The organism is Cupriavidus sp. 2TAF22 (assembly GCF_052115045.1).
In the GTDB taxonomy this organism is placed as follows: domain Bacteria; phylum Pseudomonadota; class Gammaproteobacteria; order Burkholderiales; family Burkholderiaceae; genus Cupriavidus.
In genome coordinates, this window is the sequence record NZ_JBFRFX010000068.1 from 1 (window position 1) to 25,950 (window position 25,950).

A 25,950-nucleotide genomic window follows, 5' to 3' on the forward strand; every position below is an offset into this window, starting at 1 on the left:
GTCGAGTTCTTCGGTGACGGACAGGTCCTTGATGGCGAGGGTGGTAGTCATGGCAGTTCTCCTTGGGAGCGATTGAACTTTGGGTTCGGTTGGTTTGAGCAGTGTTTCTGCGCTCGGGAGGTACAAACGCATGGAGTGTGCCAAGGCGGGCCATGCCGGCGCAGATCGCCCGCAAGCCCAGGCGGGGCTTGGGAGAAATTTCTTTCGAGTGCGAAATATGGCGTCAAACCCAGGGGCGTGCCGTCCTGGAACTGGCGGGCCGGAACCAACACAACGACACCGGAGTGTCTGCTCTGAGCCGACACGGGCGCCCGGGCGGTACGCCCGGAGTCCGAGCAGGATGGATCCCGATGAATGGAAAGCGCGGTGACTGCCTTGGGCGTGACCCTCTGCCCGGCCTGTGCGTTGACTGAAGTGAGCGGGCGCGCCGTTGCCCTTTTCGGTGACGTTACGCCCGAGCAGGATGTCGGGCGGCTCTTTGCCGGGGCGCGCGATGCATTCGGGCCCGTGGACGTGCGGCACTACAACGTCGGCATCGGCAAGGTGGGTGCCGCCATGGAGACGAGCGCGGCTGTACGACGCGGAGCACTTCGATCGGGCCAGGCAGGCGCGCGCGCGTCTGGTGCCTGTGGGCCGCATGGGCACCGCCCGGGACGTGACTTATGCGTGTGCTTTCCTCGTATCGGACGCCGCCGCCTGCATCACAGGCACCGAGTTGATCATCGACGGCGGCATCACCGGAAAATAGGCGTGGCAGCACGACCCGAAGAGGGAACCGTGTTCATGACGGGGCGGCCCGGCGACATCGGCCGGGCCGCCGTCGAGCGGCGCCGTGTCGATGGCCAGCAGTAAACGCCTGAACCGGCCGCCAAATGCCGTGCGCGATCGCCGCCACCTTGGGCCTGCCATCCCGAGGCCTGAAGGGAATCGTGCGGCGCCGCAGGGCGACGGCCGAAAGCCTACGCTCCTGCTGCGATCATCTTGAGCACCGCCGCGGCAAGCTTGCCCCGGGCCTCTCCCAAGTAATCAACCGCGTCGAAATGATGGCCGCGCTCCTGATCGACAATCTCAACCGCGATTCCCTGCTCATGCAGTTGCGCACAGTACTCGGCCTGCAAACGGTGGTATTCCGAGGACTCCTCGCCGCCAACCGTCAGGATCATTGGCAGCCTGGTTGAGGGCAGGTGTTGCATGGGACTGTAGGCGGTAACGTCCGCCGCGCTAAGGCCCACGACTTGGTTGAGATAGCAGAGCCGGATCGGCTCGAGGTCATAGAGGCCACTGATGGCGCATCCGCCTTTCATGATATCTGCGGGGACATCGAAGTCGGCCCAGCGCGTTCCTGCAAGTGTTGCAGTGAGGTGGCCGCCCGCCGAATGGCCGGAGACGAAGATGCGATTGGGATCGAAATCCAGTTCCCTGGCGTTTCGGTACAGCCAGACCACGGCGTCCTGGTTGTCGCGTACGATCCCGGCCATGGTCACGTTTGGTGCCAAACGATAGTTCACCACGGCGACATTGATATTGTGTTCCAAGTACGGCTTGGCGACATAGCTGAAGTCCGATTTGTCCAGCGACTGCCAGTATCCACCGTGGATGAAGACCAGCAATGGCCGGCCCGGCTTGCCGGCAGGAAAGAAGTCCAATGACTGCTTGGGGTCATCGCCGTACGCTAGGTCTTCCTTGACGGGACGTGCGAGGCGGAAGTCGCGGCTCTCCTTCGCCCATCGGTCGAAGATCGCTTGATAGTGCGGGATCCCGCCCCTGACGTTGTATTGCTTGTCCAGGGACTGCTGGTCGAAGTTTCGATACACTGACATTTGAGTTTTGGCTCCGAACTGGGGGATCGATGGAGAGATCGATCCCTGGGGTAAATGCGACGTGCGCTGACGTCGAACCCACAATACTTTCTGGCGCCGCCCAGCGCGCGCCGGCGGATGACACTTGTTGTCTCGGAGACGCCATGTTCGGAAAAAGTGAAAACCGCGAGGACTACCAGCACATTGGCCGACCAGTTGGCGGGATGGCCCGCGCGTTGCCCGATCGCTTTTATATCGATTACCACTCGCACCCGCGTGCCCAGCTGATCTACGCGTACAGTGGCGCGATCCTGGTGACCACAGGGATGGGCTCCTGGGTGGTGCCGCCCCAGCGGGCGGTATGGGTGCCGGGCGACGTTCGCCATGCCATGCAGGCATGCGGTGAGGTCGAGATGCGCACGGTCTATGTTCGTGAGGACGCCGTGCCCAGCGAACTGACGACATGCTGCGTCGTCGCGGTGCCGCCGCTGCTGCGCGAGCTCGTTTCGGAGATGGTGCGCATGCCGGTCGACTATGAGGAAAACGGCCGCGACGGCCTCGTCGCCGGACTGCTCCTGCAGGAGATGCGCCCCCTGTCCGTGGTACCTCTCCACCTGCCTATGCCAAAGGATGCGCGCCTTGCCAAGATCTGCGCCCGGATCGTCGCCGACCCGTCCGACGAGACTTCCGTCGAGGCCTGGAGCCGGTCAGTGGGCGCCAGCGACCGCACCATCATCCGGCTGTTCCCCGAGGAGACCGGCCTGACCTTTAGCCGCTGGAAGCAGCAAGCCAGGCTGATGGCCGCGGTGCGCCTTCTGGCCCAGGGACGCCACGTGACCGACATCGCGTTGCAACTCGGTTATGAGAGCCCGAGCGCCTTCAGCGCGATGTTCCGGCGGGCGCTGGGCATGACTCCGACTGAGTATTTTCGCGACGCGACTCGGCGGTAAGGGCGCACCGGCCTCACAGCCTGGCGTCTGCGCGATATTGCCTGGCGTCCGTGCGCCGGACAGCCGAAGCCTCGGGCGGCACAGTGAAGGTGGCGAATCTGTCGTGCAATCTGTGCGCGGCGGCGCGCTCGCCATCGCTCACAAGAGGAACCCCGTGACAATCATCGATCGCATTCGCGAGGCAGCAATCGTGCTGCCGCCGCCAGCCATTCCAACGGCCCTGTTCGTACCTTATACCCTGCACCGCGGCATCCTGACGGTTTCCGGCCAGTTGCCCGTGCGCTCAGGCCAGCCTATATTCGCCGGGCGGGTTCCAGCGGAAGTGTCCCTGGACGATGCGCGCGAAGCCGCCCGCCTTTGCGTCGCCAATCTGCTGGGCTGGGCCTCGGCGGCCACCAACGGCGATCTGGAACGGATCGATGGCGTGCTTCGCCTGGGCGGCTTCGTCGCGACTTCCGATGGCTTCCATGACGCGCCGGCCGTGGTCAATGCGGCGTCGGAGTTGATCAACTTCATCTTCGCAGACAAAGGCCGGCACGCCCGTATCGCCATCGGCGTGGCCAGCCTGCCGCTTGGCGCTCCCGTGGAGATCGAAGCCACGTTCGCGCTCGACGTCGAAGCATGACGATGTCACCTCAGATTGGCTATGCCGACGTGCTCGTGGGTCTCCAGTATGGCGACGAGGGTAAGGCGAGAGTCGTCGACCATATTGCCGGTAGCTATGACATAGTGGCGCGCTTCAACGGCGGCGCCAACGCAGGCCACACCATCGCCACGCCTCAGGGTACCGTACGTTTGCGGCAAGTTCCGTCCGGCGTGTTGCATCCCGATCTGTCCCTCTACATCGGGTCAGGCTGCGCAATTGGGCTGACCCAGTTGGCCGAGGAGATTGCGATGCTGGGCAGCCTTGGTATATCGTTGCACTCGCGCCTGGCCATCAGCGATGCCCGGTGGTCCAGCCCCTGCATGTCGCGCTGGACCGCGAGCACGGTGGCACCATTGGCACGACAGGCAACGGCATTGGCCCGTGCTACGCCGACCATGCCTTGCGGGCACGCGATGGCACGCGGACCTCGTTTCAGCTTCGTGACCTGTTGGCCGACAGTGACGCCGTTTTTCTCCAGGTGGCCGCTGCCAGCCGGGAACACGACGCGGACCTAGATATCAGTCGCATGCGCGCGGCGTGGGCGGAGATCCGCAACCTTGTTGTGTCCGATCCGACCTTCCTTTCACGTCGCGTACAGGACGGGGCGCGCGTCTTGTTCGAGGGCGCGCAGTCGGTGATGCTTGATATCACGCATGGGGACCAGCCGTGGGTGACGTCAAGCCATACGGTGCCAGCGTATGCCTACGTCGGCGGCGACCTGCCGTGCCGGTATCACCGCAAGACAATTGGCATTGCCAAGGCCATCGTATCGCGGGTCGGATCGGGACCGCTCCCATCCGAGCTTGGCGCAGCGCAATCTGCTGAGTACTGCGCAAGTGCGGCGCAACGTGGACTAGGTCGGCAGCAGGAAGCCCTGGTCTACGATCCTGGCCTCCTGTTGGCAGGCGAGGATGCCTTCGGCCTCGGCGTCGCCATCCGCATGCTGACCGGTGAGTATGGCACCGGCACCGGCCGCCCGAGACGGGTCGGCTTGCTCGATGTCGCGCAGCTTCGGCGTGCCGTGCAGCAGCATGGGATCGACGAGCTTTTCCTCAACAAGTGCGATTGCCTGGCGTTGTTCGCCCAGACGCCCGACCACGCCATCCCGCTGGTGGATAGCGACTGGACGGATAACGACGGGCCCATAATCCACCGCTTTGCCGCGTTCAGCGCGGCAGCACTGCCTCGCAAACCTCAGGACCCATTGCCGCCCGAGCTCGACGAACTCCTGCGCTGGCTTGCCAGCCAGCTCGGATGCCGCCTGCGCGGCATAGGGCTGGGCCCGGCGCGCGAACAGTTGCGCGTGCTGCCTTGATCCCGCCCAAGTCCTCCTTGGAGACAACCATGACCCCCGACTACCTGAGCGCAGAGATGCGCCGCACTGACCTTGCCTGGACCGACTGGCCCGCCATTGAAGCCTTTCTTAAGGACGAACTGATCTGCCGTGTCGGTGTCCACGACACACCGTTCCCGTACGTGACGGCGCAGAGTTTCACCTTCACTGGTGACGCCTTTCTGATACACAGTTCGCGCTTTGGAAAGCTGGCGACTGCGATCCGAGCCAACGCGCATATCACCATCGAGATCGACCGCCCCGTCGCCTTGCTGAAGGCGCCCAAAGGCCAGAACACCAGCCTCGAGTACTACAGTGTCATCGCACGCTGTGTCGCGACGGTGCGCGAACGGACCGAGGATATCCGCGCACACCAGTCTGTGGCGCTGGACAAGTTCCGACCCGAGAAGGACTACACGCCGATCGAGGACGGCGCGGCGAACCAGATCGTGGCATACCGGTGCGAGATTCAGTCGCTGACGGCCAAGAAGCGGATCCTCGCCGACGGGCAGTATTCACCGCCCGGTCAGCCGCGTGCGCCATACCTGCGCTATCCATTTCCCGCCGGTGCCTCCCTGTCGGCGCTGCCGGAAGATGCGTTTGATCCCCTGCGCTTCGCGACCCGCTGACCCGCACCCCTTGGCTCCTCCAGCGAGCCGCCCTGCCGCCGGCATACGTGAAAGCGTGTGCCGGCGCGCGCCTTTCCGATTCGCCTTCCTCCTGCTGCTCCGATTGCGTCTGTGTACCGAGCGCGCCGCTACAGCCTGTTGAGGCCGGTGCCGTCCGCCGCTCGGGTTGGCGCCCCGGCGACATGCTTTGGCATCCCGGAGCGGGCTACGCAGCCAGGGCCGCGCGACATTACATGCCAACCGGCGAAGTTGCACGAGCCGGCCCCTAAATTCCCCGGCCAATACAAGACAGGAGACAAGATGAAAGTGACCTCTACAGAGCTGATGCGGGTCCGCATCAGTGACCGACTGGAGCGACTACCCGTATGCGGCTACCACCGCTTCCTCTTCATGGTGATCGCACTGGCGTTCTTCTTTGACAACCTTGACTTGGCGATGATGACGTATTTGCTCGGCTCGATTCGCACCGAGTTCGCGTTGACCAGTGCGCAAGCTGGGATGCTGGGCAGCGCGAGCTTTGTTGGCATGGCTGTCGGCGCGCTCAGTTCCGGTATGCTTGCCGATCGCTTCGGACGCAAGCCGGTGTTTCAGGTAAGCATGATCGTGTGGGGCTTGGGCAGCTTTCTCTGCTCCACCGCCAGTGACCCCGTGACGCTTGGCATCTATCGCCTGTTGCTGGGTCTGGGGATGGGTATGGAACTGCCGCTCGCACAAACGCTTTTGTCCGAATTCATCCCCGCTCGCCAGCGCGGCAAATACTTGGCGCTAATGGACGGAAACTGGCCCATCGCTTTCATCTGCGCGGGGCTCCTGTCATACCACGTGCTCTCGGCGTACAACTGGCGCACCATGTTCCTGCTCGGCGCGGTGCCGGCACTGTTTCTCTTCGTGGTGCGGCGCTACGTGCCGGAGTCCCCACGCTGGCTCGAATCCAAAGGCAGGCACGAGGAAGCCTCTCGCGTGGTTGATCACATCGAAGAGACGGTGAAGCGACGGATGAAACTGACATCGCTGCCCGAGGCCGCAGCCACCGCTGTCGTCCCCGAAGCCGAGATATTCGGCGTGAAGGTACTGTGGTCGCCGGAATATCGAAACCGAACCCTGACTGTGTGGGGCCTGTGGTTCTTTGCGCTGCTTGGCTTCTATGGGCTCAACACCTGGATTGGGGCGCTGTTACAGCAGACCGGCATGGGCGTGACCAAGTCGGTGCTATACACCGTGTATATCTCCGTCGGCGGCATCCCGGGATTTCTGTGCGCCGCCTGGGCCATCGAGCATTGGGGCCGTAAGCCGGCATGCGTGATCACGCTCGTGGGCGGCGCGGTGATGGCTTTTCTGTATGGCCGCGTCGCGGGTATGAATTCGGAGCCTGTCGCACTCTTCCTGTCGGGCGGAATGATGCAGTTTTTCATGTTCGGCATGTGGGCCGTGCTGTACACCTATACGCCAGAGCTTTATCCGACCCGCGCCCGCGCTACTGGCTGCGGCATGGCCTCCACGGTTGGCCGATTCGGTTCGCTGTTGGGGCCAACCATGGTCGGACTTATCCTGCCGCTGGCAGGCCAGGCCGGCGTCTTTGCGCTGGGCGCCGCCTGTTTCCTGACGGCTGCATTCATCGTTTATCGCTTTGGCATTGAAACGCGAGGCGAGGCGTTGGAATCGATCTCAGCTGATTGAGCAACGGAAGGGAGGGGGCGGCCTTCGGCATTGGCCGACTGCGAAATGATCGATAGGTCGGGACAACCTGCGTGTGACCGATTTGACGCTGGTCCGGCTCAAAAGGAACAAGCTCCGGCTTGCCGAACCCAAGGAGACGAGAGCCAGCCGGCGTTTCCGGCTGCTCGTCGTCGAGACGAAGGCCATGACGAATAGGCGATGAGATCCGCGTCGCCTGCGTCTTTCTCTGCTCCCGATCCGCTTCAATTCGCGGCCGAGGGCAACCCCAGGAGCGCCCGCGCCTGCGCCACCGTCGCCACGGGGCGCCCATGCTCCTTGCACAAGGCCGCTACCTGGCCGACCAGCGCGGCATTGGACGGGGCAAGGGTATCCTTGTCGAGCCGGACGTTGTCCTCCAGGCCGGTGCGACAATGGCCGCCGAGTTCGAGCGACCAGCGCGCCATCGTCAACTGGTCCCGGCCGATGCCCGCGCCGGTCCAGGTAGCATCGGGCGCCAGGCGCCGCAGGGTCTGCACGTAGAAGGCGAGCACTTCCCGATCGACCGGCATCGCATTCTTGATGCCCATCACAAACTGAATATGCAGTGCGCCGTCGATCTTGCCCGCCTGTTGCATGGCGACCGCCTGGAAGATCATCGACAGATCGAAGGCCTCTATCTCGGGCTTGATGGCGTAGGCCTTCATTTCGGCGGCAAGCCAATCCACGAGGTCTGGCGGATTGTCATAGACGCGAGTCGGGAAATTGACTGATCCCGTGGCAAGCGACGCCATGTCCGGCCGCAGCGACAGCATCCCGCCGCGCTCCTTTCCCGCCCCGGAGCGGCCACCGGTCGAGACTTGCGTGATGATGCCGGGCGCATGCTTGCGGATTCCCTCGAGTACGAGGGCAAAGCGGTCCGGCTCCGAGGATGGCGTCTCGTCGTCATTGCGCACGTGCAGGTGGACGAGCGTGGCGCCCGCTTCGAACGCGGCCTGGGTGGACTCGACCTGTTCGCTGACGGTGATCGGCACGGCAGGGTTGTCCCGCTTGCGCGGCAAGGAGCCGGTGATGGCGACGGAGATAATGCAGGGCTGGGTCATGTCGGCTCCTGAGGTGGTATAGGGCATCATGCCCTCGAAAGGAAGCGTATCACCGCACGCGAGAATGCCGCGGGCTGCTCCCAGTTGGACAGATGCGCGGCATTGAGCACGAGGTATTCGGCCTCGGCAATGCCCCGCGCGAGTTCGCTGCCCTGTTCCGGCGTCGTGGCGGCATCCTGCACGCCTGCGATCACCAGCACGTGCGACAGGATGCCTGGCAACAGGCTGCGCAGGTCGGCATCGCGCACCGCGGCACAGTTGCCGATATAGCCGTCGGGATCCGTGGCGGCAAGCATGGCGAGCACGGGGGCGAGGCGCGCCGGATCGCCTGCCAGCGTGGCCGGCGTGAACCAGCGGGCCAGCACGCCCTCGGCGACCATCGACATGCCGTGGCTTCGCACGTGATCGATGCGTGTGTTCCAGCCGGATGGCGGCCCGATCAGCGCCGCGGTATTCGCCAGTACGAATCGGCCAAAGCGTTCGGGATGATGGCGTGCCAGCCAGATGCCGGTCATGCCTCCCATCGACAGGCCGCAGAAATGCGCCTGCCCCACGCCGGCGTGGTCCATCACCGCCAGCACGTCGCCACCCAACTCGTCCATGCCGAACGGCGCGCTCGGCACGCCGGATGCGCCATGGCCGCGCGTGTCGTAGCGCAGCACGCGGAAGTGCTCCAGCAGCGCTGGCATCTGGGGATCCCACATCGACAGGGTGGTGCCCAGCGAGTTGGACATGACCAGCACCGGCGCGCCTTGCGGCCCGTGAAGCTCATAGTAGAGGCGAAGCCCGTTGCGATCCGCGATGCTCATGTGCGGTCCCGCCGGTAGTGGGCCAGCTTGTCCTCATCCAGCGCGACCCCGAGCCCCGGCCCTTGCGGCAGGTGCAGCGCGAAGTCCCGGTACACCGGGCGTTCCACTACGATGTCGTCCTTCAGCAGGAGCGGGCCGAACAGTTCCGTGCCCCACGCCAGTTGCGGCAGCGTGGCGAAGGCGTGAGCGGCGGCGATGGTGCCGACGCTGCCTTCCAGCATGGTGCCGCCGTAGAGGGCGATGCCGGCGGCATCGCCAACCGCGGCGGTGCGCAGCATGCCGAAGATGCCACCGGACTTGGCGATCTTTAGTGCAAACACGTCTGCGGCACCGAGGCGGGCCAGCTCCATCGCGTCCTCGGGGCCGCACACGGCCTCGTCGGCCATGATGGGCACCACGAAACGGGCTGCCAGCCGGGCCAGCGCGGGGCGCTGCTCGCGCGCGATGGGCTGTTCGACCAGGTCGATCCCGGCGGCTTCCAGCATGGCGATGCCGGTGGCGGCATCCGCTTCGTTCCAGGCCTGGTTGACGTCCACGGTGACGCGCGCCCGCTCGCCCAGCGCGCGCTTGATCGCGGAGACATGCGCCACGTCGTCACGCACACTGCGCCGGCCGATCTTGAGCTTGAAGGTGTTGTGGCGGCGCTCGCCCAGCAATCGCTCGGCCTCGTCGATGTCGCGGGAGGTATCGCCACTGGCCAGTGTCCACAGCGCCGGCAGCGTGTCGCGCACGACGCCGCCCAGCAGTGTCGACAGCGGCACGCCGAGACGCTTGCCCTGCGCATCGAGCAGCGCGGTTTCCAGCGCCGACTTGGCGAAGCGGTTGCCGCGCGCCACCTTGTTCAGCCGCGCCATGGCGGCGTGTATGTTGGTGGCGTCGTGGCCGAGCAGCGCCGGGGCCAGGTAGGCGTCGATGGTCAGCTTGATGCCCTCCGGGCTTTCGTCGCCATACGACAGGCCGCCGATGGTAGTGGCCTCGCCAATGCCTTCCACGCCATCGGCGCAGCGCAGGCGGACGATCACGAGGGTCTGCCGTTGCATCGTCGCCATGGCGAGCTGGTGCGGCCGGATGGTCGGCAGATCGACCAGGATGGCCTCGATCGATTCGATGCCTATGGAGCTGGATTGAGTCGCCACTTTCATACCTTCCTGGTGCAGTTGAATGTTGCACGAAGTATGTAGGGCTATTTTTTGGGCGTCCAACACCGTTGGCGTCTGATTTCATACCTGAGGAGTATGAAGCGCCAATTGTGCTTCATGGCTTCTGCGGCGACAGGTAGGCCATGCCTTCTTCCTCGTAGAGTTGGTAGATCATGTCCCGCAGCGAGAGCAGGTCCGCCGACTCGTCGAGCATCCGTGTGCTCATGATGATGGGAGACACCAGCTTGGGATCGTCCAGCTCCTTGTAGGTCACGTCGTCCCGCTTGAGCCCGTACACGCTGCTGGGCACCACCGAGATGCCTTCGCCCATCGCCACCAGGCCGAGCGCGATCTGCAGCTCGCGCACTTCGTGCAGGCGCCGTGGCTTCAGGGCGCGGTCATGGAAGGCGGCCAGCACCTGGTCGGCAAAGCTGGGGCGCGGCGCCTTGGGAAAGATGATGAGCGGCTCACCCACCAGGTCGTGCAGCGCGAGCCGGGACTTGGCGTCAGCCAGCGGATGCCCGACCGGCAGCGCCACGATCATGCGTTCCTCTCGCAGCACCACGCGCCGCACCGATGGGTCCTCATGCCGGATACGCCCGAAGCCCACGTCGATGCGTCCCTCCTTGAGCGCCTTGATCTGGTCCATGGTCGACATCTCGTGCAGGCTCAGTTCCAGCTCGGCGTGCGTCTGCCGGAAGCGCCGGATGATACGCGGCAGCATCCCGTACAGCGTGGAGCCGACAAAGCCGACCGACATCTTGTGCTCGATCTTGCCCACCCGCTTGGTCATCGCCTGCAGTTCCGCGGTCTGGGCCAGCAGCTGCAGCGCGTGGGTATAGAAGTAGCGCCCGGTGTCGGTCAGCTTCAGTGGACGCGAGTGGCGCTCGAACAGTTGCACACCCAGGTCGTCCTCCAGTTGCTGGATCTGGCGCGACAGGGGTGGCTGTGCCATATGCAGCCGGTCGGCCGCGCGAGTGAAGTTCCGTTCCTCCGCCACGGCGACAAAGTAACGCAGATGCCGCAATTCCAAAACTATACCTCCCGGGTATAAAACAGATACTAAATCAGTGTTGGACTGCAAAAACCCCCGTTGACTATGCTTCATCCGTGCCCGGAAAACAAGCTTGATACCCGTAAAGCATGGACCGGAACCCCACCACAATTATGGAGACTCTCATGACCCACTCGGAAATCGATGCCCTGGTCACCAGCTTTATCGTCACGACCGGCACGCAAGGCACGCCCGATCCGCGCGTGCAGCAGGTGGTCGTTCGCCTGGTCGCGGACCTGTTCAAGGCGATCGAGGACCTCGACCTGAGCGCGAGCGAAGTGTGGAAGGGCATCGAGTACTTTGCCGAGGCGGGTGCCAGCCAGGAACTGGGCCTGCTTGCCGCCGGCCTGGGGCTGGAACGCTTCCTCGACATCCGCGCCGACGAGGCGGAAGCCCGCGCCGGCCTGACCGGCGGCACGCCGCGCACCATCGAAGGCCCGCTCTACGTGGCCGGCGCGCCAAAGAGCACCGGTTTCGCCCGCCTCGACGACGGCAGCGACGACGGCAAGGGCGAGGTCCTGTTCATGCAGGGTACGGTGTACGGCGCCGACGGCAAGCCGCTGCCCGGGGCCAGCGTCGAGGTATGGCACGCCAACCTGATGGGCAACTACTCGTTCTTCGACAAGACCCAGTCGCACTTCAACCTGCGCCGCACCATCGTGAGCGATGCCAATGGCCGCTACCAGTTCCGCAGCAACGTGCCGAAGGGCTACGGGTGCCCGCCGGAGGGCACCACGCAGCGCCTGCTGGACCAGCTCGCGCGCCACGGCCAGCGCCCGGCCCACATCCACTTCTTTGTGTCGGCGGATGGTTATCGCAAGTTGACCACGCAGATCAACATCGACGGCGATGAATACCTCTGGGACGACTTCGCCTTCGCCAGCCGCGAGGGGCTGGTCCCCGCGGTGACCCGCGTCACCGACGCCGCCGCGCTTGACAAGCATGGCGTCGACAAGCCGTTCGCATCGATCGACTTCGATTTCCGGCTGCTGCCGGAGCAGGATGGCGCCCCCGCCRCCGAGGTGGAGCGCCAGCGCGCCGCCGCCTGATTTTCCGTAGTACCGCCCGCCCCGCGGGCCGGCAGATCCATCCCAGGCGGCAGCGGCATGCGCGGCACCGCCCCGAAGACAAGTCATCGGCAGGAGACAACTCCATGATCCCCATCTATCCGGAGGGCAAGGCCCCCGTTCGCCCCAGCGCAAAGCGCCTCGACCTCGATGCCTTCCTGGTCGAAGACAAGGCCAGCGGCGACTACCGCCTGCACCGCCAGGCCTTCACCGACGAAGACCTGTTCGAACTCGAGATGAAGCACATCTTCGAGGGCAACTGGATCTACCTGGCCCACGAAAGCCAGGTCCCCAACAACAACGACTACTACACCACCCATATCGGCCGCCAGCCGGTGGTGATCGCGCGCAATCGCCAGGGCGAGCTGAACGCATTCATCAACGCCTGCAGCCACCGCGGCGCCATGCTGTGCCGCCACAAGCGCGGCAACAAGGCCACCTATACCTGCCCGTTCCACGGCTGGACCTTCAACAACAGCGGCAAGCTGCTGAAGGTGAAGGACCCCGAGAATGCCGGCTATCCCGACTGCTTCAACAAGGAAGGCTCGCACGACCTGAAGAAGCTGGCGCGCTTCGAGAATTACCGCGGCTTCCTGTTCGGCAGCCTGAACGCGGATGTGCCTCCGCTCAAGGAATTCCTCGGCGAAGCGGCCCGCATCATCGACATGATCGTCGACCAGTCCGCCGACGGGCTCGAGGTGCTGCGCGGCTCCTCCACCTACACCTTCGAAGGCAACTGGAAGCTGCAGGCCGAGAACGGCGCCGACGGCTACCACGTGTCGGCGGTGCACTGGAACTACGCCGCGACCACCAACCACCGCAAGCAGAAGACCGCGCAGGAAGACAAGATCCGCGCCATGGACGCCGGCAAGTGGGGCCAGCAGGGCGGCGGCTTCTACGCCTTCGACCACGGCCATATGCTGCTGTGGACGCGCTGGGCCAATCCGGAGGACCGTCCCAACTTCAGCCGGCGCGAGGAATTTGCCGAGCGTTGCGGCGCGGAAGCCGCGGACTGGATGATCCAGAATTCGCGCAACCTGTGCCTCTATCCCAACGTCTACCTGATGGACCAGTTCGGCTCGCAGATCCGCCTGCTGCGCCCGCTGTCCGTCGACAAGACCGAGGTCACCATCTACTGCATCGCGCCGAAGGGCGAATCCGACGAGGCGCGCGCGCGCCGCATCCGCCAGTACGAGGACTTCTTCAACGTCAGCGGCATGGCCACGCCGGACGACCTCGAGGAATTCCGGGCCTGCCAGCAGGGCTACGCCGGCCAGGCCCTGGCCTGGAACGACATGTGCCGCGGCGCGAAGCACTGGATTGACGGTGCCGACGAGGCCGCGCAGCGCATCGGGCTCAAGCCGGTGATGAGCGGCGTGCGGACCGAGGACGAGGGCCTGTACACGGTGCAGCACCGCTACTGGCTGGACGTGATGAGGAAAGCCGTGGCCGAGGAGCTCGGCGCATCCGCGAACGACGCCATCGATACCACGGCGGCCACTGACCTCGACAACGCCGCCGCAGGGAGCGCAGCATGAGCACCGCCGGGACCACCCTCGACAAGCCAGTCGACCTTGCAGCCATCCAGTCCTTCCTGTACCGCGAGGCACGGCTGCTGGACGACGAAGAGTGGGATGCATGGCTCGCCTGCTACCACCCCGAAGCAACCTTCTGGATGCCATGCTGGGATGACGACGGCGAGCTCATCACCGACCCGCAGCGTGAGATCTCGCTGATCTATTACCCGACCCGCCAGGGCCTGGAAGATCGCGTGTTTCGCATCAAGACGGAGCGCTCCAGCGCCACCATTCCGGACACGCGCACCAGTCACAACCTGAGCAACGTGGAAGTGCTCGGGGCAGAGGGCGACACGTGCACCGTGCGCTTCAACTGGCACACCCTCAGCCATCGCTACCAGACCACCTACAGCTACTTCGGCATGTCGCGCTACACGCTCGATCTCTCCGACGGGCAGCCGCGCATCCTGGACAAGTACGTCGTGCTCAAGAACGACTACATCAACCAGGTCATCGACATTTATCACATCTGATCCAGGCTGGAGAAACGCGCTATGGAACATACCATCGCCCTGCAATTCGAGGACGGCGTCACCCGGTTCATCACCTGTGGCGAGAACGAAACCCTGTCCGACGCCGCCTACCGGCAACAGATCAATATCCCGCTGGACTGCCGCGACGGTGCCTGCGGCACCTGCCGCGGCCTGTGCGAGTCGGGCAGCTATGACTTGCCGGAATCGAGTTATATCGAAGATGCGCTGACCGCAGAGGAGGCCGCGGGCGGCTACGTGCTGGCCTGTCAGACCCGGCCCCGCTCGGACTGCGTGATCCGCGTGCCCGCATCGTCGGCCGCGTGCAAGACCGGTGTCGCCACCTACCAGGGGACGCTGGCCGAGCTGGAACAGCTCTCCGAGTCGACCATTGGCTTCGCCATCGACCTGGACGATGCCGGCGGCCTGGACTTCCTGCCTGGCCAGTATGTCAACGTCGAGATCCCGGGCACCAGCCAGACGCGCTCATACTCCTTCAGCTCCGCGCCCGGCAGCGCGCGCACCGGCTTCGTGGTGCGCAACGTGCCGAAAGGACAGATGAGCACCTGGCTGACCAGCCAGGCAAAATCCGGCGAGCGCGTGGCATTCTCGGGTCCCTACGGCAGCTTCTACCTGCGCGAGGTGGCGCGGCCGGTGTTGTTCCTGGCTGGCGGCACCGGCATCGCCCCCTTCCTGTCGATGTTCGATGCCCTGGCCACGCGCGGCTGTGCGCATCCCGTGCGCATGGTCTACGGTGTCACAAACGACATTGACCTGGTGGCGCTGTCGCGCATCGATGCCGCGCAGGCCGCCTTGCCCGGCCTCGAATACCGGACCTGCGTGGCTGACCCCGCCAGCGGCCATGCACGCAAGGGCTATGTCACCGCCCATGTGGAACCGGAATGGCTCAACGGTGGCGATGTCGACATCTACCTGTGCGGTCCCGTTGCGATGGTGGAGGCTGTGCGTGGGTGGCTGCAGCAAAGCGGCATCACGCCTGCCGGCTTCTACTACGAGAAGTTCTCGGCCAGCAACGCGGCATGAGCGAGGAGCAAGACAATATGAGAACGGCTACACGTTTCGCAGGTAAATCGATGGTCGTGACCGGCGCCGCGCAAGGCATCGGCCGCGGGGTGGCGCTGGCTGCCGCCGCCGAGGGCGCGTGGGTCGCGCTGGTCGACCGCTCGGCGCTGGTCGATGAAGTCGCGGCGCAGATCACGGCAGCCGGCGGACAGGCCATTGCCGTGCACGCCGATCTGGAGAGCTACGCCGGCGCCGTGCAGATGGTGAAGGCCGCGGATGCAGCGTTCGGCCACATCGACATTCTCGTCAACAACGTGGGCGGCACGATCTGGGCAAAGCCCTTCCAGGCTTATGAAGAAGACCAGATCGAAGCCGAGATCCGGCGCTCTTTGTTCCCGACGCTGTGGTGCTGCCGGGCGGTGCTGCCCGGCATGGTGGCGCGGCGCCAGGGTGTCATCGTCAACGTGTCGTCGATCGCCACGCGCAGCATCCACCGCGTTCCCTACGCGGCGGCCAAGGGCGGCGTCAACGCACTGACGGCCAGCCTCGCCTTCGAGCATGCGCACGAAGGGATACGCGTCAACGCCGTGGCGACTGGGGGGACCGAGGCGCCGCCGCGCAAGATACCGCGCAATACCTCAGCGCAGAGCGAGCAGGAAGCCAGCTGGTACCAGGCCATCGTCGATCAGACCAAAGCCAGCAGCCTGATGCAGCGCTATGGCACGATCGACGAGCAGGTGCGCGCCATTCTGTTCCTGGCATCCGAGGAGGCCTCTTACATGACAGGAACGGTCGTGCCAGTGGGCGGTGGGGATCAGGGCTGACGGAAAGCCACTTGCGTAGATTGGGCCGCCGCCGACGCCAGGTGAGCACGCTCAGAACCGATGCCTGATGCCCGTGGTGACGCCGAACTGATTGGCGCCAGCGGTGGTCTGCCCAAATCCGGAAGAGCCATTGCTCAGTCCGAGGTTGGAACCATGGCGGTTCAGCGTATAGCCCACCGCGGTAAAGATGTCGGTGCGCTTGGACAGCGAGTAGTCCAGCAGCAGCGAGAACAGCCAAGGGTCCGCATTGGTGTTCTTGAAGTCCTGATAATAGGCTGCACCTGTCAGGCTCAGCGCCGCCGACAAGTCGTATCTAAGCCCGGCCCAGTAGAGGTTGGATGCCTGGTTGCCGGCGCCAGCCAGGGCCCCTGTGACGATTCCACCGTCGTATGCCTTCGCCCGCCGGTAGCCGGCGAACGTGTGAGCAGGGCCGATATCGAAGGATGCCGCCACTGCCGCGCGCCGGATCCTGGCGTCTGGACTGGCGGCCAATGTTCCCGTGCCCACCTGGTCGTATATCGCGCCGATCGAAAAGGGGCCACTTGCGTAACGCACTCTAACGCCGTACTCCCGGCCGATCTTTGGCGCACCCGGGACTTCGCTTCCGCCGTTGACCGTGCTGTCGACGCCAAAGCTGTAAAGCGCGGACGCGGAGAAGCTGCCAAATGTCCCCGCGTACTTGACCGAGTTGTCGGAGCGAGAAACGAAGTAGACGTCCTGGCTGATGAGCGAGTATTTGGTTCCCAACTGCATAGGGTCGTAGTCGCCACCGAATTCAAAGAATGGCGTGATCTGCCGCCCCAGTGTGATCTTGCCAAGGGGATTCTGCAGACCAACGAATGCCTGCCGCCCGAACAGTCGCGAGTTCTGTCCGGACTTGCCGGTATCGGTGTCGAAGCCGCTCTCCAGGACAAAGATGGCGCTATAGCCTGCCCCGAGATCCTCCGACCCGCGCAGCCCCCAGCGGGATCCCGCGAGGTTGCCGGACGTCATCCGCGTCACGCTTCCTGCGTTGTCTGGTTGTCTGTTGGCATATTCGACGCCGACGTCGATCAACCCGTACAGCACGATACCGCTGTCCTGGGCGAACGCGCTGCCTGGGACGACGACAGCAGCAATGGCAATGATGGTTTTCTTCATGGATTGGCTCGCGATGTGAAGGGATGCCGGGCGGCGGTTAGGCGGCAAGGAGCGGTTCAGACAGACGAGACGCTCCCCACCGCGACCGTTTCGATAGCGGCGCGGTCCCCTTTTGATTTGGATTTCAGAGACTGCGGGTGTCGGGATGCCAACGGCGGGCCGGATGGCAACCCGCCGTGGATTGCGCAATTTCGCGCCCGGACGTCTAGGCTGAGCGTGCCAGCTTCTCTAGCGCCCACTCTTGCGCCGCTCGGGCAAGCGACATCTCAGTCCTGCTTGCGCGTTCGAACAGGCCTTCCACACGATCGGCGATGCGCAGGACTTCCGTATCCACCGCCGCATCCGTCGCGCCGCCCTCGTATTCGCGGACGCAGCTGACGATACCGCCCGCATTGACGAGGAAGTCAGGCAAATAGGCAATGCCACGCTCATGGAGCGCTTCGCCGTCGTCGGAAGTGGCAAGCTGATTGTTGGCCGCGCCGGCAATCAGTTGAGCCTGGATTCCAGGAATACTTTCGGCGTTCAGCGTCGCGCCGAGTGCGCAAGGCGCCAGCACGTCAACTGGTTGAGCCGTGATCTCTTGTGGTGAAACGACCTTCGCGCCGAACGCGGCGTGCGCCGCGGCCGCGCGCGCGGAATCCACGTCAGCAACGATCAGGCGGCAGCCAGCGCCGTGAAGCCAGTCAGCCAGTACCCAACCCACGGCGCCGAGTCCCTGAATCGCCACGGAGACGCCATCGAGCGATGCGTCGCCATGCATCATCTTCCAGGCGCGCTGAATAGACGCAAAAACGCCCAGCGCCGTCTTTGGCGACGGGTTTCCCCCAAACTGTCCCGCCCGGGGAATGCCCGCCGCGAACGACGTCTGCTTCCCGATCTGCAGCAGATCCTCCTCAGTGGTGCCGACATCCTCGCCAGTAATGTAGGTACCCGACAGCGACTGGATCAAGCTGCCGAACAGCTGGAACAGCTCGGCCCGGTTGGTCTGTTGCGGAGTGCGCAGGATCACCGACTTCCCGCCGCCGAAGGGCAGGTCCGCCATGGCGTTCTTCAGGCTCATGCCCCGCGACAGCCTGAGGGCGTCTTCCAGGGCTCGCTCCTCCGAGCCATAAGTGTAGTAACGGCAGCCGCCGAACGCGGGGCCCCGAACAGTATTGTGCAATGCCACGATGGCACGCAGCCCCGTGCTCTCGTCCGCGAACAAATGAACCTTCTCGTGAGGGGGCTCGCCTGCAACGCCGAAGAGGCTTTTCCTCGAGGCGAGGCGGTGGATATCAATGGAAGGCATATTGGAAATCAGATGGGTTGGAGTGAATGAATGCCCAAGGTCGAGACAACTGCTATGCAGACAGTCCGGCATGAAAGGTAGCGGGAGCAAACTCGCCCAGCGCCGCCAGCAGCAGGGTCCAGGCCTTCAGGCCCTGCGCGATCGAGCTGATCCGGAAGAACTCGTTTGGCGCATGGACATCCTCGTCCGGCAGGTTGAAGCCGAACATCAGGGTGTCGATGCCGAGGACTTCCTTGAACAGCGAGGTGATGGGAACCGAGGCGCCGAGTCGCACGCGAACCGGCCGGATGCCGCTGATGCTGCTCAGCACCTGGTCGGCTGCGAGAACAAGGGGATGGCCCGCGTCGAGGGTCGATGCGGGGCTGCCACCATGCATGGCCACCACGTCGAGTCTTGCTCCCGGAAGACAATGACTCTGCAGATGCTCGAGCACGGCCTGCAGCACTTGCCCGGATTCCTGCCCCTCCACCAGCCTGATGCTCATCTTGGCGTTGGCCTGACAAGGAATGATGGTTTTGTTGCCGCTGCCCGTGTAGCCGCCCCACAGCCCGTTGACATCGAGACAGGGACGCAGCGTGATCTGTTCGCGCATGCTGAAGCCCGGCTCACCATGCGCCGCAGCGCCGACATCGCCCAGATAGGCCACCCCGTCGAAGGGCAAAGCAGCAGTGTCCGCCCGCTGTGACGCCGCGAGCGGCGCCGCACCAGCATAGAAGCCTTCCACGGCGACGCTTCCGTCGATCCTGTGCAGCGATGCAACGAGGCGCGCCATCTCATGCAGCGCGTTCAGCGTGCAGCCGCCGTAGCGCCCGGAGTGCAGATCCTTGTCCGCGGTAATCAGGCTGACCTCGAGCAGGCAGTTGCCACGCGCGCCAGTGTTGATGGTCGGAAAGTCCGCGCTGGCGCGACCGCCGTCGGCGGACAAGACCGCATCGGCCGAGAGCAGTTGCCGGTGACGCTGGGCTAGCGCACTCAGCGAAGGGCTACCGGTTTCCTCCTCCCCTTCCAGGAAGATCTTGACGTTAACCGGACACGCGCCGTTGACGGCGAGAAATGCGGCAACGACTTCCAAAGCAATGGTCGTCGACCCCTTGACGTCAGACGCGCCGCGAGCATAAAGGCGGTCGCCATCCAGCGTCGGCTCGAAAGGCGGTGTACGCCACAGGGCGATGGGTTCGGCGGGTTGCACATCATAGTGACCATAGATCAGGAGGGTGGGCTTGCCGGGCGCGCCCAGCCATGAGCCATATACCGCAGGTTCACCGCCGCCATCCACCAGACGCACATCGTCCAGGCCCATGCTCCGCAGGCGCTCCAACAGAAATGCTCGGGCCTCCTCCATCCGGGGCGCGAACGCCGGGTCGGCGCTCACACTGGGAATACGCAGGAATTCGTCTAGCCAGCCGACAATATTGTCCTGGCGTGATTCGAGATATTGAATGACTTCTGCTGTCATGAATCGTGGTCCGGTAAGGTCGAAGGCGTGCACCATGCCCCGTCTCGCTCGGCAAGCAGGCGTGGCAATCCATCCCGGCGGGGAACGCCGGGGCATGGCTCTGGGGAAAACGGGGAAGGGATGTCGCCGTCTGGCCGCTTCCTGCGGCTGGCAGACGGCATGCCGGCTATTCCGGTTCGTAGCTAGAAGCCTTGAAGATCGCGCGGTAGCGCTGTATCTCAGCCTCGTAAAACCTCTTGCCGGCGGCAATGCTCATGGGGTCGAAGAGAGTCTTGCCTTGTGCTTCCAGAACGGCGCGCGCGGCCGGATTGCGCAGCGACGCGGCAATGGCCGCATTCAGGCGCTCGACGATGGCGGGATCGGTTCCCTTCTTTACCAGGTACGCGGTCCAGATACCGTAGTCGAAGTCTGCCAGGACACGGCTCTTATCGATTGTCGGGATCGACTGGAAGGGCAACGGTAGCGGTCGCTTCGAGAATGTGCCAATGATCTTCACGCGGCCCTGTTTGACAAAACCTTCGTAGTTGGCCTGATAGGGCAAGATGGCAAAGTCGATCTGTCCGCCGATCAAGTCCGCCACCAGCGGCACGCCGCCTTTATACGGGACGTGAGTCATCGGCACACCGATGCGCTTGGAGACCATTTCGGTCATCAGGTGCACAAGCGAGCCGGCACCGGGCGAGCCGTAATTCAATGTGTTCTTGCCCTTGCGCCGGGCGAGCGCAACGAACTCGTCAAGGGTATCGGCCGGGATGCCTGCATTGACCATCAGTATCAATGGCGAGGTCGCAACCGGCGCCACGAACTCGAAATCCTCCGGCTTGTGCTTGACTCCTTTGTTGGCCAATCCCGCCAGGATCAATTCGTTAGGTGAACCCTGGAACAGGTAATAGCCGTCGGCTGCCGCTCCGAGTACCTTGTTCGCCGCGATGGCTCCGCTGGCCCCGCCCAGGTTCTCGACGATCACCTGGCCGCCAATCTCCTGGCCGATCAATCCGTTCAACGCGCGAGCCGTGACGTCGCTGGCTGCACCGGCTGGATACGGCACCATCAGAGAGATGGGGCGTGCTGGATATGGCCCTTGCGCCGAAGCCGGGGCCAGCCCAGCCAAGGCAAGCGTGAACAGGGCCCAAAGGGTTCTTGCAAGTTTCATGTTCGTCTTGAGTACGAGAGGTTAGCAAAGCCGCAAAAGTATGGTAGAAACCTATCGACTATCGGTCCAATGCATTGTTATCATTTTTTTGATAATTCTTTCTCATGCTTTGGCGCCCAGAGACGGCAACCCATGAACCTTCAGCAGCTTGACCATCTCCTTGCCCTCGTCGAAACCGGCTCGTTTAGCCGGGCGGCGGAAAAACTCAATCTGACTCAGCCTGCACTAAGCCGAAGCATCCAGATGCTGGAGAGCGAACTTGGGCAGTGCCTGATCGACCGCATCGGCAAGCGCAACGAACTCACGCCATTCGGCGCGGCAGTGGCGGAGCGAGCCTTGAAGATCGTCATCGAAGCGCGCGAGCTAAAGCGCAGCGCAAAGCTGTTCGGTCAGGGCAAGATCGGCACCGTGCAATTGGGCTTGAGCGCGGCGCCCAGCGCGATGTTGACGGCTCCCCTGCTGGAGCATGTGTTGAATCACTTCCCGGGCATCCGCGTACAGATAATGGGCGGCAGCGTGGCGAATCAGCTCACGGCACTGCGGGCAAGGTCGATCGACGCGCTGGTGGTTAATTCCCGTGCCGTGCCACTTCACGATGACCTCAACATCTTTCCATTGGCCGAGATACCTTCTGGTTTTCTCTGCAGACAGGGGCATCCGCTGAGCGGAAAGGATGTGGTGGAGTTCGACGAACTGCGCGAGTACCCGATCATCTCCACCGCGATCAGTGATGACCTTTCGCGTAACCTCGTCGAGGCGTTTGGCCCTGATGCTTATCCGCAAAAATGGCTGCATGTGACATCGGACGAGATCCCGGGCCTGCTCGAAGCTGTGAAGCGCACGGATGCCTTGTTTGTCGGCGTGCTCGGCGTTGCCCGACGCATGCTACAAGCGGGTGAACTAGTGGCGTTGAACGTTGCCCGATGCCCTCCGCTGCGCGCGCAATTCGTCTTCGTCACCATGCGGTGGCGCACGGAGGCCCCGCCAACGGCGGTCATACGCGACTTCTGCGAGGAGTTGTGCCGGCAGGAATCGGACACAGTACAAGGCCTCGGCCGCCCGGGCGCGGACTGCCGAGGATAAGGATGACGCCGTGGTCAGTAGATTGAGGGAAATACCGTCGGGCCCCACACCGTGTCACACTTGTGCGCCGTCTCGAAGGCGTTGTTCGTGATCTTGATGACCGGATACGAGAACGCAATCATGGCGCGGTCGGTCGGGCCGGTGAATCTCGGCCAGCGCACTGGGATGTTCGTGCCGTCGCCGTTAGGATCTCCCGTCTTCACGAAGTTCACAATGTAGCTGGACATTTGCGCCGCGAGTGCCTGGCGCGCTTTCGTGCGGTCAGGATCCTGCGGCGCCGTGCGCTCGTCGAAGTATGGGTACGTGGCCAGCTGGTCCACCGTGTCGAACAGATAGAAGCTATCCATGCCATGTGCGGTGCCGTAGTAAAACTGCGTGGGTGCAGCGGGAAACGAGAGTGCCGGGTCGGTGAACTCCCAGGCAAAAACCGGCACCCATGCCGAAAGTGTGTCGCGCCTTGCACTATTCCCACACGCGTACATCGCATCGCCGATCGCCCTGGCGATGCCTTGGGCTGGTACCGCATACCCGGAGATCGGATAGGCCGCGTCGATAGCCGTGGTATCGAAGCCAGCCGGCGCCAGGCCGTGGAGGTATGGAAGGTAGGCGGCCGCCGGCAGGGCTGGGTCTACAAACAGCGTGCCTTCGTCGTAGACGCCTCCGGTCATGACGGGAACCTGGTTGAAGTTGCCGGTCGCAAATGCCTGCGCGGGGACTTGCGTAACGATTTGGGCATCCACCGTCGGCCGCCATTTCCGGCCGGTCTCATTGAGCAATGCAGATACCGGCAGCGCTCGCAGGCAAGCCACGACATCGGCGGCCTTGTCGCAACCGAGCGCTGCCACTGCCGCATCGCCGACAGCCAATGCGGATGCCTGCGATGGATTGGAGTACTCGGACGCACCGCCGCTCTGCATGATGGCGCGTTGGAACAAGCCTTTTGCCTTCGGGGACTGAAGTAGCGAAAAGCTCTGGGTGGCTCCGGCGGAAGTGCCCCAGATCGTAACGTTCGTTGGGTCTCCGCCAAATGCGGCGATATTGCGCTGAACCCAGGCCAGGGCGGCCATCTGGTCCATCAATGCAAAATTTCCGAGGCTGCCGTCGCGGTTTGACGACCGCAATGCCGCGTTGGCAAGGTATCCCAGGGCGCCTAGCCGGTAGTTGAGACTCACGCCGACGACGCCTTTTGATGCCAGTCGACTCATGTCGCCGCCACCCGATCCAAGTGTGAACGCACCGCCGTGTATGTACACGACCACCGGAAGCTTGCTGCCCGACGCCGCGCTCTGCGGCTTCCACACGTTCAAGAACAGACAGTTTTCACTTGTCACCTTTTCACCGCCGGTGGCAGGCTGTGGGCAGGCAGCGCCGAACGCTGACGCATCCAGGGGCGCGGATCGCGCCGTTGCCGGTCTGGTCGGTGCCCAGCGTAGCGGCCCCACCGGCGGGTCGGCGTAGGGGATGCCTTTGAAGGACACGGTACCGTTAGCGGCGGTGCCAATCACAGGGCCCTCCGCTGTCGTCACCGCCAGCGGCGGCGCCTGGGAAACCGCCGCTGCCGGCGGGCTATTATCGTCGCCGCCGCAAGCGGCAACGACCAGCGCCGAGCCGGCGATAGCTAACGCGCCACGCAGTGTCCGATCAAGTTGCACTGCTCTCACTCTGTTGGCCATTTCCCCCTGCCCTCCTTCTTTCAAAAAATGAAACGAATTAAAATAAAGCATAAATACGATAATGCCGGGAGAGGGAGATTATTGCCGCGCACGGAAATATTTATCGATAATCATCGGTGCGGCTTATATATATTTACTTGATAATATTGAATTGATATTTATTTGTCCAATGCATTCGAATCATTTTTTTGATAACTTTTGGTAATTAAGGAAACGCTGCATCCGGACTTGTATGGACCCGACGCCTTCTGCAAGCGCCTTGTTCGTGATGTCGAAACGGTCTGCCGTCGCCGATCGCGGCGACCACGGCGGTGGCGGTGGCGGTGATCGGACCGATGCCGGGCGCGTCCGCGATCTTCTTGCATAGTGCGGATTGCTTCACGACCCGATCGACGTTTCGATCAGACGGACACGCTTCTCGATGGCATGCAGGGTGCCGCAGGAGTTCAGCTGGCAGCGCCTGGCAGGACGACGTCAGTCGTCGGCGCTCTTGCCGAGCAGTTCCGGGATTGCGCGCTTGGACGCTTCCGGTGAGTGCAGAATCGTGAGCCTGTGCTCACTACTGGCGCAAAGGATCCCTCATGGCCGAAGAGCCTGAGGGCAAGCCGAGTGCGGAGCGGCCACCGCCAGATTTCGCGCCGATGACCCCGCTAGCGGCCCGCTGGTGCAGAGAGGGGCCCGCATCGACGCCGGCGTTATGGTGCCTTCACACCCGCGCCGGCCGTGGAACCCTCGGGGTTGCCACAGTGCCGGGGCGCATGCCGTTCACACCTTGGCGTGGGTGGCAGCCCATTGCGAAGGATTGACATCGATCGCCAGCCCGAGGCCGGAGCCGATCACGCCGACGTTGTTGAGCGTGTTCACGTTGACGCTCTGCAGCTGGAGGATGTTCTGGTTGACGTTGACATTGACGTTGGCCGCGCACGATGAGGGACATGTTGGTTCTCCTTGGCTTCACGGGATAACTTGGGATGCTCTTGATTGGCTGGTTGCCGGCGGAGGTGGCGGGGCCGCCTCCGCGTCTGCCGGGCGGTTCAACGATAGATGTTGTTCTGGGCGTTCTGCGTCGAGTTGACATGCGACTTGATGTCGTCCACGAAGGCGGCGTTGTTGCCGTTCATGTTGACCACGCTCTGGGTCTGGCCGATCAGTTGCGAGGCATTGAAGGTCGAGTCGACCTTGACGGTGCTGAACACCGGCACGAAGGGCACGAAGCCGGTGCCGCCGCGCACGGTGCTCATGGCGTGGGCGTCGAGTTCTTCGGTGACGGACAGGTCCTGGATGGCGATGGTAGTCATGGTAGTTCTCCGGTACTCAGTGATGTGCGGATTCGGTTGGCGCGCTCGGTGGGGCCGCGGCAACATCAGCGATAGATGTTGTTCTGGGCGTTCTGCGTCGAGTTGACATGCGACTTGATGTCATCCGCGAAGGCCGTGTTGTTGCCGTTCATATTGACCACGTTCTGGGTCTGGCCGATCAGTTGCGAGGCATTGAAGGTCGAGTCGACCTTGACGGTGCTGAACACCGGCACGAAGGGCACGAAGCCGGTGCCGCCGCGCACGGTGCTCATGGCGTGGGCGTCGAGTTCTTCGGTGACGGACAGGTCTTGGATGGCGATGGTAGTCATGGCAGTTCTCCGGTACTCAGTGATGTGCGAATTCGGTTGGCGCGCTCGGCCGGGCCGGCAGGGCGGCGGCAACATCAGCGATAGATGTTGTTCTGGGCGTTCTGCGTCGAGTTGACATGCGACTTGATGTCATCCGCGAAGGCCGTGTTGTTGCCGTTCATGTTGACCACGTTCTGGGTCTGGCCAATCAGTTGCGAGGCATTGAAGGTCGAGTCGAGCTTGACCGAGCTGAACACGGGCATGAAGGGCACGAAGCCGCCGCGCACGGCGCGCATGGCGCCAGCGTCGAGTTCTTCGGTGACGGACAGGTCCTTGATGGCGAGGGTGGTAGTCATGGCAGTTCTCCTGGAAGGCGGTTGGCCAGCTGGCCGGGTATCGATTGGGACTTCGGTTCGTTTGCTGTCGAGCATCTTTGCTTCGCTCGGGAGGTACAAACGCATGGAGTGTGCCAAGG

24 protein-coding genes and 1 pseudogene are annotated in these 25,950 nt (G+C 63.6%); 12 read left to right on the plus strand and 13 right to left on the minus strand.

Features of this window, described 5'->3' with window-relative positions; translation table 11 throughout:
* The first annotated feature begins 637 nt into the window (after positions 1–637).
* Positions 638–748 (plus strand): SDR family oxidoreductase, encoded by a 111-nt coding sequence (locus tag AB4Z48_RS38040; RefSeq protein WP_441623673.1) that lies wholly within the window; start codon positions 638–640, stop codon positions 746–748.
* Between the two features lie 211 nt (positions 749–959).
* Here the strand turns inward: AB4Z48_RS38040 and AB4Z48_RS38045 are convergent, their stop codons facing one another.
* Positions 960–1,820, minus strand: a complete 861-nt coding sequence (locus AB4Z48_RS38045) for an alpha/beta hydrolase (RefSeq protein WP_441623675.1) — start codon at positions 1,818–1,820, stop codon at positions 960–962.
* Positions 1,821–1,963: 143 nt separating this feature from the next.
* Here AB4Z48_RS38045 and AB4Z48_RS38050 point away from each other — a divergent pair, with 143 nt between their 5' ends.
* From AB4Z48_RS38050 to AB4Z48_RS38070, 5 genes and pseudogenes are all read left to right on the plus strand, one after another.
* A complete protein-coding gene (locus AB4Z48_RS38050) occupies positions 1,964–2,749 on the plus strand; it encodes an AraC family transcriptional regulator (RefSeq protein WP_441623677.1) in 786 nt (261 codons plus the stop codon).
* 154 nt (positions 2,750–2,903) lie between these two features.
* A complete protein-coding gene (locus AB4Z48_RS38055; protein WP_441623679.1) occupies positions 2,904–3,374 on the plus strand; it encodes a RidA family protein in 471 nt (156 codons plus the stop codon).
* Between the two features lie 2 nt (positions 3,375–3,376).
* A pseudogene (locus tag AB4Z48_RS38060) lies at positions 3,377–4,710 on the plus strand (adenylosuccinate synthetase).
* A gap of 29 nt (positions 4,711–4,739) precedes the next feature.
* The gene (locus AB4Z48_RS38065) at positions 4,740–5,357 is read left to right on the plus strand and encodes a pyridoxamine 5'-phosphate oxidase family protein (RefSeq protein WP_441623681.1); all 618 of its coding nucleotides are present in this window, start codon (positions 4,740–4,742) and stop codon (positions 5,355–5,357) included.
* A 300-nt stretch (positions 5,358–5,657) separates the two neighbouring features.
* Positions 5,658–7,034 (plus strand): MFS transporter, encoded by a 1,377-nt coding sequence (locus AB4Z48_RS38070; RefSeq protein WP_441623683.1) that lies wholly within the window; start codon positions 5,658–5,660, stop codon positions 7,032–7,034.
* Between the two features lie 242 nt (positions 7,035–7,276).
* On the opposite strand, the gene AB4Z48_RS38075 is transcribed toward AB4Z48_RS38070, so the two are convergent.
* From AB4Z48_RS38075 to AB4Z48_RS38090, 4 genes are all read right to left on the minus strand, one after another.
* A complete protein-coding gene (locus AB4Z48_RS38075; protein ID WP_441623719.1) occupies positions 7,277–8,113 on the minus strand; it encodes a 3-keto-5-aminohexanoate cleavage protein in 837 nt (278 codons plus the stop codon).
* Between the two features lie 26 nt (positions 8,114–8,139).
* On the minus strand, positions 8,140–8,922 hold the full coding sequence (pcaD, locus tag AB4Z48_RS38080) for a 3-oxoadipate enol-lactonase (RefSeq protein WP_441623685.1): 783 nt from the start codon (positions 8,920–8,922) through the stop codon (positions 8,140–8,142).
* Positions 8,919–10,064, minus strand: coding sequence for a muconate/chloromuconate family cycloisomerase (locus AB4Z48_RS38085; RefSeq protein WP_441623687.1), 1,146 nt, complete (start codon positions 10,062–10,064; stop codon positions 8,919–8,921). Before AB4Z48_RS38085 ends, pcaD begins: the two co-directional genes overlap by 4 nt.
* Before the next feature lie 112 nt (positions 10,065–10,176).
* The gene (locus AB4Z48_RS38090) at positions 10,177–11,094 is read right to left on the minus strand and encodes a LysR family transcriptional regulator (protein WP_441623689.1); all 918 of its coding nucleotides are present in this window, start codon (positions 11,092–11,094) and stop codon (positions 10,177–10,179) included.
* Between the two features lie 146 nt (positions 11,095–11,240).
* On the opposite strand from AB4Z48_RS38090, the gene catA reads away from it, so the two are divergent.
* The 5 genes from catA (at position 11,241) to AB4Z48_RS38115 (ending at position 16,076) form a co-directional block, all read left to right on the plus strand.
* On the plus strand, positions 11,241–12,164 hold the full coding sequence (gene catA / locus AB4Z48_RS38095) for a catechol 1,2-dioxygenase (protein ID WP_441623691.1): 924 nt from the start codon (positions 11,241–11,243) through the stop codon (positions 12,162–12,164).
* Between the two features lie 104 nt (positions 12,165–12,268).
* The gene (benA, locus tag AB4Z48_RS38100; protein ID WP_441623693.1) at positions 12,269–13,720 is read left to right on the plus strand and encodes a benzoate 1,2-dioxygenase large subunit; all 1,452 of its coding nucleotides are present in this window, start codon (positions 12,269–12,271) and stop codon (positions 13,718–13,720) included.
* Positions 13,717–14,232, plus strand: coding sequence for a benzoate 1,2-dioxygenase small subunit (gene benB / locus AB4Z48_RS38105; RefSeq protein WP_441623695.1), 516 nt, complete (start codon positions 13,717–13,719; stop codon positions 14,230–14,232). Before benA ends, benB begins: the two co-directional genes overlap by 4 nt.
* A gap of 21 nt (positions 14,233–14,253) precedes the next feature.
* On the plus strand, positions 14,254–15,273 hold the full coding sequence (gene benC / locus AB4Z48_RS38110) for a benzoate 1,2-dioxygenase electron transfer component BenC (protein ID WP_441623697.1): 1,020 nt from the start codon (positions 14,254–14,256) through the stop codon (positions 15,271–15,273).
* A 17-nt stretch (positions 15,274–15,290) separates the two neighbouring features.
* The gene (locus AB4Z48_RS38115; protein ID WP_441623699.1) at positions 15,291–16,076 is read left to right on the plus strand and encodes a 1,6-dihydroxycyclohexa-2,4-diene-1-carboxylate dehydrogenase; all 786 of its coding nucleotides are present in this window, start codon (positions 15,291–15,293) and stop codon (positions 16,074–16,076) included.
* Between the two features lie 51 nt (positions 16,077–16,127).
* Here the strand turns inward: AB4Z48_RS38115 and AB4Z48_RS38120 are convergent, their stop codons facing one another.
* From AB4Z48_RS38120 to AB4Z48_RS38135, 4 genes are all read right to left on the minus strand, one after another.
* Entirely contained in the window at positions 16,128–17,216 is a 1,089-nt protein-coding gene (locus tag AB4Z48_RS38120) for a porin (protein WP_441623701.1), read from the minus strand.
* 205 nt (positions 17,217–17,421) lie between these two features.
* The gene (locus AB4Z48_RS38125; RefSeq protein WP_441623703.1) at positions 17,422–18,504 is read right to left on the minus strand and encodes a Glu/Leu/Phe/Val family dehydrogenase; all 1,083 of its coding nucleotides are present in this window, start codon (positions 18,502–18,504) and stop codon (positions 17,422–17,424) included.
* Between the two features lie 52 nt (positions 18,505–18,556).
* A complete protein-coding gene (locus AB4Z48_RS38130; RefSeq protein WP_441623705.1) occupies positions 18,557–19,960 on the minus strand; it encodes a M20/M25/M40 family metallo-hydrolase in 1,404 nt (467 codons plus the stop codon).
* A 166-nt stretch (positions 19,961–20,126) separates the two neighbouring features.
* Positions 20,127–21,113, minus strand: coding sequence for a Bug family tripartite tricarboxylate transporter substrate binding protein (locus AB4Z48_RS38135; RefSeq protein ID WP_441623707.1), 987 nt, complete (start codon positions 21,111–21,113; stop codon positions 20,127–20,129).
* Positions 21,114–21,245: 132 nt separating this feature from the next.
* Here AB4Z48_RS38135 and AB4Z48_RS38140 point away from each other — a divergent pair, with 132 nt between their 5' ends.
* Positions 21,246–22,196, plus strand: a complete 951-nt coding sequence (locus AB4Z48_RS38140) for a LysR family transcriptional regulator (RefSeq protein ID WP_441623709.1) — start codon at positions 21,246–21,248, stop codon at positions 22,194–22,196.
* Positions 22,197–22,210: 14 nt separating this feature from the next.
* Here the strand turns inward: AB4Z48_RS38140 and AB4Z48_RS38145 are convergent, their stop codons facing one another.
* The 4 genes from AB4Z48_RS38145 to AB4Z48_RS38160 form a co-directional block, all read right to left on the minus strand.
* Entirely contained in the window at positions 22,211–23,920 is a 1,710-nt protein-coding gene (locus tag AB4Z48_RS38145) for a carboxylesterase/lipase family protein (protein ID WP_441623711.1), read from the minus strand.
* A gap of 983 nt (positions 23,921–24,903) precedes the next feature.
* On the minus strand, positions 24,904–25,167 hold the full coding sequence (locus tag AB4Z48_RS38150) for a hypothetical protein (RefSeq protein ID WP_441623713.1): 264 nt from the start codon (positions 25,165–25,167) through the stop codon (positions 24,904–24,906).
* 65 nt (positions 25,168–25,232) lie between these two features.
* Positions 25,233–25,496, minus strand: coding sequence for a hypothetical protein (locus AB4Z48_RS38155; protein ID WP_441623715.1), 264 nt, complete (start codon positions 25,494–25,496; stop codon positions 25,233–25,235).
* A gap of 74 nt (positions 25,497–25,570) precedes the next feature.
* Positions 25,571–25,831: a hypothetical protein gene (locus tag AB4Z48_RS38160; RefSeq protein ID WP_441623717.1), complete on the minus strand. Its 261-nt coding sequence runs from the start codon at positions 25,829–25,831 to the stop codon at positions 25,571–25,573.
* Positions 25,832–25,950: the final 119 nt, after the last annotated feature.